We start from the raw sequence: 9325 nt of genomic DNA on the forward strand, positions 1-9325 counted from the left end.
GGGGGGGGGCGCACAACTGGGGCTCTGCCGCCCCGGGCGCCCCCCCCCGCCCCCCCCGCCGGTCAGGATGCCTGGTCCGCGTCGACCGCTTCCGGCATCCGGGCGTGCACCAGCTCGGCCAGCTCGGTGATCGAGGACGCCTGCAGCAGCTCGCGAACGCCGATCGCGATGTCCAGTTCGGACCGCAGCCGGTAGGCCAGCTTCACCGCGAACAACGAGTTCACCCCCAGCTGCGTCAGCGGCACCCCGGGGTCCACCTCGCCGGTGTCGATGCCGAGCAGCGCGGCCGTCCGCCGGACCAGGTCTTCGGCGCACTCCTCCGCCGTGCCCGGGCCGCGGCGGGGGCGGTCGCCCGGCTCGTCGAACCGCTCGGCGGGCGGAGCGTGCCGATGGGGCAGCGAGATCACCGGCGAGGTCCACGCCCCCGCGCCGTCGTCGACCCAGTACCGCTCGCCCTGCCAGGGGTAGCCCGGCAGCGGGACGAACGCGCCGCCTTCGGTGAGCCGCGCCCAGTCCGGGTCGCAGCCCGCCGCGTACGCGGTCGCGAGCGCCCGCAGCATCGTCGCCGCTTCGGGTCGTTCCCGCTCGAGCGAGCCGGTGACCGTGGCGGCGGCCGCAGCGTCCGCGGCCTCGATGCCGTCCTCGATCGCCGCGTGCAGGACCGGGTGCGGGCTGATCTCGACGAACAGCACCGGCCGCGGATCGGCGAGCACCCTGCCGACGGCGTCGGCGAACCGGACCGGCAGGCGCAGGTTGTCCGCCCAGTAACGGCCGTCCAGCTCGGCGCCGCCGACCACGCGGTTCAGCACGGTCGAGTGCAGCGGCACCCGGCCCTCGCGCGGGCGCAGCCCGGCGAGCGACCGTTCGACGTCCGGGCAGAGCCCGGCCACCTGCGGCGCGTGCGACGCGTAGTCGACCTGCACCTGGCGGCAGTGGACGCCGGTCGCGCGCAGCGGCGCGACGACTTCGTCGAGCGCGCCGGGGTCGCCCGACAGCACCGTCGCGTGCGGGCTGTTGACCACCCCGACGCAGACCCGCCCGGCGTGCGCGCCGATGGCACGGACCGCGCGTTCCTCGCCCAGCTGCACCGCCCACATCGCGCCCGGCGTCCGGCGGCGGGCCAGCAGGCCGCTGCGCCGGCAGATCACCGCCGCGCCTTCGGCGACCGTCAGCGCGCCGGCGGTGACCGCGGCGGCCACCTCGCCCATGCTGTGCCCGATCAGCAGGCCGGGCTCGATGCCGCGGCTGCGCCAGCTCGCGGCCAGTGCCACCTGCACCGCCCACAGCACCGGCTGCACCTCGTCCATAGTGGACAGGGCGCGGCCCGACTCCAGGGCTTCCAGCACGGAGAATCCGGCCTCGGCGCGTACCGCCCGGTCGCACTCGCCCAGCCGTGCGGCGAACACCGCGTCGGTGCGCAGCAGCTCGCGGCCCATGCCGGGCCACTGCGAACCCTGGCCGGGGAAGACGAACACGACCCGGGGCGCCCGCCCCGGTGCCGGCCGGACGCCGTGCTCGCCGGCCACCGCGATCAGCTCGTCGGCCAGCTCCGCCCGGTCCCGGCCCACCACCGCCACCCGGCGCTCGTGGTGCGTGCGCCGGGTCCCGGCGGTGTGGCAGACGTCCGCGGCGGACGGCCCGTCCGGGGTGCTCAGCAGCTCGGCGGTCGCCGCGGCGAGGGTCCGCAGCGCGGTGGGATCCTTGGCGGACAACGGAAGCAGGTACGCCGGGCGGCCGCCGTCGTCGCGGGTCCGGCGCGGCGCGGTCACCGCCGGAGCTTCCGACAGCACGGCGTGCGCGTAACCGCCGGAAAGGCCGAAGGCGCTTACGCCGGCGAGGGCGGGGCGGCCGATCGGCATCAGCGGCGTCCGTTCCGTCGCCAGCCGCAGCGGGCTGCCCGGCTCTTCGAAGACCGGCAGCGGGGTTCGGACGTGCAGTGTCTGCGGGAGCTCGCGGTGGTACAGGGCCAGCGCCGCCTTCAGCAGCCCGACCATCCCGCTCGCGACTTCGAGGTGACCGACGTTGGACTTGGCCGAGCCCACCAGGCACGGCCGGGCCGGGTCGCGCTGTTCGCCGAGCACGGTGGCCAGTGCCGTCAGCTCCACCGGGTCGCCGGCGGGGGTGCCGGGGCCGTGTGCCTCGACGAAGTCCACATCGGCCGGTGAGACGCCGGCGTCTTCGTAGGCCGCCCGCAGCACGGCTTCCTGGCCCTCGACACCCGGCGTGGTGAGCGTGCCGCCGCTGCGGCCGTCGCCGCGCACCGCGCTCCCGATGACCGTCGCGTAGGTCCGGTCGCCGTCGGCGTCCGCGTCCTCCTGCCGCTTGAGCACCAGCACCACGGCGCCTTCGCTGCGCACGTAGCCGTCGGCGTCCCGGTCGCCGAACCGGCAGCGCCCGGTGGGGGAGAGCATTTCCGCCTCGCTGAGCGCGAAGTACAGGTCGGGCGAAAGCAGCAGGTTCGCGCTGCCGATGACGGCCAGGTCGATCTCGCCGGAGCGCAGGGCCCGGCCGGCCACGTGCGCCGCCAGCAGCGCGGTGGCGCAGGTGGACTCCAGCGCCATCACCGGGCCACGCACGTCGAGGTGGTAGGCGATCCGGCCCGCGGCCATCCCGCCCGCCTCGCCGCCCATCGCCGCGTGCAGGTCGTGGCGGCCCGCCGCGCGCAGCACGTCCCAGTACCCGGAAGTGCAGATGTTCATGTAGACGCCGGTATTGGAGCCGGCCAGTTCGGGCGCGGTCCGCCCGGCGTCTTCCAAGGCCTCCCAGGCGACTTCCAAGAGCATCCGCTGCTGCGGGTCCATTTGCTCCGCTTCGTTGGGCAGAATGCCGAAGAAACGTGCGTCGAATTGGTCGATCCGATCCAGGAAGCCACCGCTGCGGCTGCGGATGGTGTGCGGCTTTCCCATTTCCGGCGAGAACCACCGGTCGATGTCGAAACGGTCGTCCGGAACCTCGGTGACCGTGTCCCGCGCGGTCCGCAGCACCTCCCAGAACTGCTCCGGAGTTCCGGCGCCGGGCAGCCGGCAAGCGGCTCCGACAATGGCAACACCCTGCTCTGCGGAAGTTTGCCGGGCAAGGTTCCTGCTCGTCCTCAAGATCATAACTTCCCCTCGTGCTGCCACGGGACCCCAGCGCCGATCCCGGAATGGCGGGCATGGCAATTTTCTGCTCGTTGTTCCCCAGTCGGCGGATCTGCTGCTCGTGGCCGTAACCGCCTAAGTGCGGTCCGTCGACACTGAGCAGGATCGGCACACTGCGCACAGCCTGTCGCGCCGACCGACCGGTGGTCAACGACCAAATAACGGAATGCTGAAACGCGCGGCCGCTATTCGGTCGCGGTGGGCAGGTGCAGGACGACGCCGGAGGGCATGAACTCGGGCGACTGCAACGGGACGATGCGCATGGCCTGCACGCCGAGGTGCCCGTGGCGGAACAACCGCACGGCCGACCGGTGTTCCAGGACTTCGTGACTTTCCCACCAGTCGGCGAAAGCCGGGCTGAGGCGGGTGAACTCGGCGATGCGGGCGCGGATGTGCGGGTCGTCGGGGTGGCGGGCGCATTCGGCGCGCCAGCGGGCGACCGAGTCCCGGGTGACGACCTCCCAGTCCACCAGCCGTTCGCGGGCCAGTGGCGAGGACAGCAGCCAGTGCAGGATGTTGCGTTGCGGCGGCGACAGGACGGCCCAGTCGTCGTACCACTCGCAGGCCGCCTGGTTCCACGCGATGATCGCGCAGTACTGGTCGGCGGCGTAGACCGGGTAGGGGCTGTCGTCGAACTGGGCGACGACCTGGCGGATGAGGTCGGCGGCGGTGATGTCCGTCGTCAGGGGAGCGGTCTGGACGACCGAGCCGTGCGCCAGGCTGTGCACGTACCGGCGTTCGTCCTCGGTCAGCCGCAGGACGCGGGCCAGGCTGTCGAGGACTTCGCGCGAGGGCTGGATCCCGCGGCCCTGTTCGAGGTAGGTGTACCAGGTGGGACTCAGCCCGGCGAGGACGGCGACCTCCTCGCGCCGCAGCCCGACGGTCCGCCGCCGCGGCCCGGCGGGCAGCCCCACCTCGTCCGGCGTGATCCGCTCGCGCCTGCTGCGCAGGAACTTGGCCAGTTCCCGGCGGCTATCGCCTGCCGTGGACATGCCGACCTCGGACGTGCGGAACGGACCGGTGAAATTCCCCCAGGCAATGGGCCATTCGGACAGCATACGGGCCCGGCCGGGGCCATCCGGGTGACCACGGCGGTTCCACTGGTGTGAACTTTCCCCCTGATATCCGGCGAAACAACCTAAAAGGACGTTTCGCCGGAGCGGGGATGCGAGGGAAAGCGGCCGGCTGGACCTTTATCCGGACGGACTTTCGTGCTCACGCCACGGGCACCTCGGCAGCCCGCGCGGCGGCGGTCAGCGCGGCCATCGCCACGGCGACCTTCCACCCGCACTCCGGCGCGGCGGCGTGGAATTCGCCGGCCATCGAGGTGGCCTCGGTGATCCGCCCGGCGAGCAGCAGCGCATCGATCAGGTAGGCCCGCAGGTAGGGCGCCATCCACGGAAGAACGGCCCGATCGGCCTCGGCGAGCACGAGCGCCCGCCGCAGGTGCGAGATGGCGGCGGCCCCCCGCCCGAGGTCGAGGTGCCCGATGGCCGCGGCGGCGTGGGCGAAGAGGGCGGCATGCCGATCCCGGTGCTGAGTGAGACCGTCGAGAACGGAGGCGGCATCAGCCCGCCGCCCGGCGACGGCGAGCAGCCAGCCCCGATAGGCACGCAGCCGTTCCCGGTGCGGAGAGGCAGCAGCCGCGGCGGCGAGCAGGGCATCAGCTTCGGCAGGATTCCGGCGGCCGAAGGCGAGACACATGGCGCGGAGGAGGAGCGGATGCGGATCCTCGGCCGGCGCGGCGATCGGGGTGGGAGGCCGGTGGCTGGCCGGTGCTTCGGTGGGGCGGCTTTGCGGCGGGGCGGGATGGGGGGTGTCGGTGGGGTTGTTCATCGGTGGTGAGCCGGGTTCGGGGCGGCCGGGGGATGCGTGGGAACCGGCGCTGCTGCCGGGCTCCGGGCGGTCGAGGGTGCTGCCAGGGCTGCTGCCGGGTTCCGAGCGTGCGGAAGCCTCGCCGGAGCCGTTCCCGCTGCTGGGTTCCGTGTGGTCAAAGCCAGCGCCGGAGCTCGCATCGCCGCCGTGGCCGTTTCCCGGCCGCGCACCCGAGCCTGCGCCGCCGAGGTCCAGCACCGTGCCCAACCCCGCGCTCAACCCGCCACCACTCACCTCCCACCGGCCGTCCAAAGCCGCGAAGGCCTCCGTCGCGCGGCCGCGCAGCAAGTGGACCGCCGCCTTCACCAACGCCACCTCTCCACCCGCGCCGCTCCACGCCGCCAGGCGGCACAGGTCTTCCACCTGGTCCAAGGCCAGCGATTCCCACGCCCGCGCGACCGCCGCCAGGAGGTGGGCCACTCCGCGGCAGGTCAGCGCCGGCCCGTCCGCCGGCGGTGCGTCCGCCAGCCGCCACCGGCCGGCCTCGCGGACCATGCGCCCGCGCAGCTCCTGCCGGACCACGATGTCGTGCAGCAGCCCCGGGTTGCCCGCCGTGGCCGCGTGGAGGGCCTCCGTGGTCGCCGAGCGGACCGGGCCGTCCATCAGCCGGGCCAGGACCGCGCCGACCTCGTCCACCGACAGCGGCGGCAGGCGGACCGTCTTGATCCCGCGCTCGTAACGCAGGCAGTCCACCGGGTCGCCGCCGCCCGGGCGCGGTGCCGGGATCGGGTGGGTGAGCAGCAGGAACGCCCCCGCGTGCCGGTTGAGGTGCTGCAGCACCAGCATCGTCGCGTGGTCGGCCAGGTGCGCGTCGTCGGCCAGCAGCACCGGGCGGCGGCCCGCGGCCCGCTCCCGCACCGCCTCCGCGACCTCCCGGACCGCGTCGCGGCCCGCCGGCCGGCCCGCCCCGGACGGCAGCAGGTGCCGCAGCGAGGAGAACGGCTCGTGCCCGCCCGGGCGGACCTCCAGCAGCGCGTCCCGCGCGGGATCCAGGGCCGCCAGTGCCTTGCGCACCACGCTGGTACGGCCGATGCCAGGTTCCCCGACGACCACGAGCGGGTCCGGTTCGCGTTCGGCGAGGCGGGACCGGATCCGTTCGAGGTGCTCGGCCCGGCCGACGAAGTGCCAGTCCATCGGATTCCCCTTTCCGCTGGTGGATGACTGTTCACGCTCGCCCGGACATCGGAGCCGGTCAAGATCGAGCTGACGGAGTGTGATCACTTCCGTCACTCAACCGAGTGCAGGCATTCCGAGTACCACTACAAGCCGGTTCTGTTTGGTGCGCATTCCGTAGCGCAAGCTCGAAGAACGGAACGGACTGGAGGCCGGTGGGATGAGCGGGCGGGTGCGGCACCACGGAGAGCCACTGCGACCGGGAGCGGCGGTGCTCCGGTGATCCCGGCGGTCCTCCTGCTCGCCGGGGTCCTCCTGCTCGTGCTGACGTGCCTGAGCGTGCTGCGGACGGTGTTCACGCCGCGGCAGCGGTCCGGCCGGCTGATGCGGCTGACCGTGCGGGCCGTCGGCGGCGGGGGAGCCGCCCTCGCCCGCCGGCTGCCTCCCGGGGGGCGCGAGCGCGTGCTGGACCTGTGCGCCCCGCTCGCGCTGATGCTCGTCGGAAGCGGCTGGGTCGCGGCCACCTTCCTCGGCGCCGCCCTGCTTTCCCCGGCGCTGGCGGACGTCCCGCCGACCCCGGGCGGGGTCGCGCGGTTCATGGTGCTGCGCGACGGCTCCGGGACGGCGCTGCTGGCCGTCGCGGGCTGGCTCGCCGTGCTGCAGGTGCTGCTGGTCTTCGGGCTGCACCTCTCGCGGATCCTCGCCGCCTACAGCCGTCGCGAACGGATGGTCGCCGAGCTGTGCACGCACAGCACCAAGCCGTCCGAGGCCGAGTTCCTGCTCGCCGAGCACCTGCGGTTCGGCTCGCGCGAGCACCTCGACGACCTGTTCCGCCAGTGGACCGCCTGGCTGGCCGACATCCGGGCGACCCACACCGGGTACCCGGCGCTGACCCGCTTCCGGCCGGCGAACGAGCTGTGCTGGCTGGACGCGGCGGTGCTGGTGCTCGACGCCGCCGCGCTGACCCACGCCGTCGCGCCCGCGTGGGCCCCGCACAGCGCGCGTTCGGTGCTCGACGCCGGTTCGCGCTGCCTGCCCGCGCTGGCCCGGCAGCTCGGCATCGACCTCCCGCGGCCCGCGGTGAGCCTCCAGGGGAGGGAGGAACGCGGGTTCGAACACAGCGTCCGCGTGGCGGTCCTCGCCGGGCTGCCCGAGCAGCGCGGGTACGGCGAGGCGTGGGCGCACTTCCAGGACTGGCGCACGCGGTACGCGCCGCAGGCCGCGGCGATGCGTGTCCGGCTGCAGTACGCCCACGGCGAGGAAGAGCTCGCCGTGTGCCGGGTCGGCCGCGCCGCGGCCTGACCCACGCACGGCACGAGAAGCAAACCGTTTGGGGGAACCATGACCACTGCCCGCATCGAGAGCTTCGTCCCGGTCGCACCCGCCGATCCGGTGGACCTGTCCGCCTTCTGCCAGGAGCTGTTCGCCTCCTTCGCCCGGTCCGACCAGCGGCGCTGGGGCGAGGTGTACGTCCGCGGGCTGTACTCGCTGCCCGGCCGCAAGACCATCCGCCGGATCTCCGACCACGTCGTCGGCTGGCGCGCCGACCAGTCGCTGCAGCAGTTCGTCAACCAGAGCCCGTGGCACTGGGCGCCGGTCCGCGGCGCGCTGGCCCGCGCGGTCGCGGGCACGCTGCGGCCGCGGGCGCTGGTGATCGCCGAAGCCGTGTTCCCGAAGAACGGCGCCAGCTCGGTCGGCGTGGCCAAGCAGTTCGCCCCGAGCTGCCAGCGGGTGCTCAACTGCCAGCTGGGGCTCGCCGTGTTCCTCGCCTGCGACGAAGGCTGCGTGCCGGTCGACTGGCGGCTGCAGCTACCGAGGGAGTGGGACGAGGACAGCGTCCGCCGGACGCGCTCGCGGGTACCGCCGGGCGAGCGGCACCGGCCGCGCTGGGCGCACGTCATGGAGATGCTGGACGAAATGCTCGACGGCTGGGACCTGCCCGCCCTGCCGGTGCTCGTGGACGCCCGGCACGAGCGGCACGTCGAGGCGTTGCTGCGCGGGCTCGAGCGCCGGGGCCTGCACTACGTCGTGCAGGTCTCGGAGGACACCCCGGTGGCGGGCGCGGTGCCCGCGGCCGCACTCGGCGCGGCGCAGCCCCGGACCGCGGGCGAGCTCGTGCGCCAGGCCCGCCGGCTCGGCCGGATGACGATGAACTGGCGGGAGACCGCGCACGGCCAGGCGACCATCTCGCAGTTCGTGCTGGCCCCGCTGGCCTACGCCGGACGCGCCGCACCCGCCCCGGCGCGGCTGCACCGCGGCACCCGGCAGCTGCTGGCCGAGCGGGTGTCCGGCCGGGCGCAGCCGGACCTGATCCACCTGACCAACATCACCCAGGCCCGGATGCCCGACCTGGTGCACCTGGTGCGCCGGCACCGCGGCGTCGCCGAGGGCCTGGCCCGGCTGCACGACGAATCGGGGCTGGCCGACTTCGAAGGCCGCTCCTTCCGCGGCTGGCACCACCACGTGACGCTGGCGTCGGTGGCGCACGCCTACCGCGTCCTCCAGGAGAACGCCGACGTCCCGGAGGCCGGCCGGACCGCGGCCGGCGACACGTGGATCCGGCCGTACGCATGACGCGGCCGGTGACCGGCGCCCGGCTGCGCGGCATCGAGCTGTTCGCCGGGCTCGACGCCGAGCGGCTGGACTGGCTCGCCGCGGCCGGCGCACCGCAGGTCCTGCGGGACGGCGAAATGCTGTTCGACGACGGCCAGCACGCGGAGCACTTCTACGTGCTGCTGTCGGGGGAACTGTTGCTGAGTAAGCGGATCGACGGCCGCGAGCAGGTCGTCGGACGGCATTTCGCCGACCCCGCCGCCGCGCCGCACGCGGCCGACAAGCCGCCGGCCGCGCACCAGTACACCGGCGAACTGCCGCTGCTCGCCGGCGGCGGCTACGTGGCGGCGGCGACCGCCGTCGGCCCGGTCGAACTGCTCGCCTACGACCGGGAGACGTTCCTGCGGATGCTGGTGCGCTGCCCGGAGGTCTGCCGGGTGCTGCTGCCGGTGCTGGTCTGGCGGATCCGGTCGTACGAGGCCCAGGCCGGGCGGCGCACGATGATGGAGGGCCTGGGCACCCTCGCCGCCGGGCTGGCGCACGAGCTCAACAACCCGGTCGCCGCCCTGGTCCGCGCCGCGGCCGAGTTCGACCGCACGGCCGCCGACCTGGCCGGGGCGGCGGCCGACTGGGGCGCCACGGCC

At 74.2% G+C, this 9325-nt stretch carries 6 protein-coding genes; 3 read left to right on the forward strand and 3 right to left on the reverse strand.

Features of this window, described 5'->3' with window-relative positions:
- Window positions 1–62: 62 nt before the first annotated feature.
- From ACWEVN_RS43135 to ACWEVN_RS43145, 3 genes are all read right to left on the reverse strand, one after another.
- Window positions 63–3101, reverse strand: a complete 3039-nt coding sequence (locus ACWEVN_RS43135; protein ID WP_452055135.1) for a type I polyketide synthase — start codon at window positions 3099–3101, stop codon at window positions 63–65.
- Window positions 3102–3325: 224 nt separating this feature from the next.
- The gene (locus ACWEVN_RS43140; RefSeq protein ID WP_452055136.1) at window positions 3326–4132 is read right to left on the reverse strand and encodes a helix-turn-helix transcriptional regulator; all 807 of its coding nucleotides are present in this window, start codon (window positions 4130–4132) and stop codon (window positions 3326–3328) included.
- Between the two features lie 223 nt (window positions 4133–4355).
- The gene (locus ACWEVN_RS43145; protein ID WP_452055137.1) at window positions 4356–6149 is read right to left on the reverse strand and encodes an AAA family ATPase; all 1794 of its coding nucleotides are present in this window, start codon (window positions 6147–6149) and stop codon (window positions 4356–4358) included.
- A 258-nt stretch (window positions 6150–6407) separates the two neighbouring features.
- On the opposite strand from ACWEVN_RS43145, the gene ACWEVN_RS43150 reads away from it, so the two are divergent.
- The 3 genes from ACWEVN_RS43150 to ACWEVN_RS43160 all read left to right on the forward strand — a co-directional run.
- Window positions 6408–7430, forward strand: coding sequence for a hypothetical protein (locus tag ACWEVN_RS43150; RefSeq protein ID WP_449683636.1), 1023 nt, complete (start codon window positions 6408–6410; stop codon window positions 7428–7430).
- Window positions 7431–7469: 39 nt separating this feature from the next.
- The gene (locus tag ACWEVN_RS43155) at window positions 7470–8702 is read left to right on the forward strand and encodes an IS701 family transposase (protein WP_452055138.1); all 1233 of its coding nucleotides are present in this window, start codon (window positions 7470–7472) and stop codon (window positions 8700–8702) included.
- A partial coding sequence (locus ACWEVN_RS43160) for a cyclic nucleotide-binding domain-containing protein (RefSeq protein WP_452055139.1) occupies window positions 8699–9325 on the forward strand: 627 nt, incomplete at its 3' end. The genes ACWEVN_RS43155 and ACWEVN_RS43160, both read left to right, overlap by 4 nt.

This window comes from Amycolatopsis sp. NPDC003861 (assembly GCF_053605405.1).

What these genes read in the sequence shown, in the direction of transcription:
- ACWEVN_RS43135 (WP_452055135.1), bottom strand. Translation starts at nt 3,101, where the DNA reads ATGATCTTGAGGACGAGCAGGAACCTTGCCCGGCAAACTTCCGCAGAG.
- ACWEVN_RS43140 (WP_452055136.1), bottom strand. Translation starts at nt 4,132, where the DNA reads ATGTCCACGGCAGGCGATAGCCGCCGGGAACTGGCCAAGTTCCTGCGC.
- ACWEVN_RS43145 (WP_452055137.1), bottom strand. Translation starts at nt 6,149, where the DNA reads ATGGACTGGCACTTCGTCGGCCGGGCCGAGCACCTCGAACGGATCCGG.
- ACWEVN_RS43155 (WP_452055138.1), top strand. Translation starts at nt 7,470, where the DNA reads ATGACCACTGCCCGCATCGAGAGCTTCGTCCCGGTCGCACCCGCCGAT.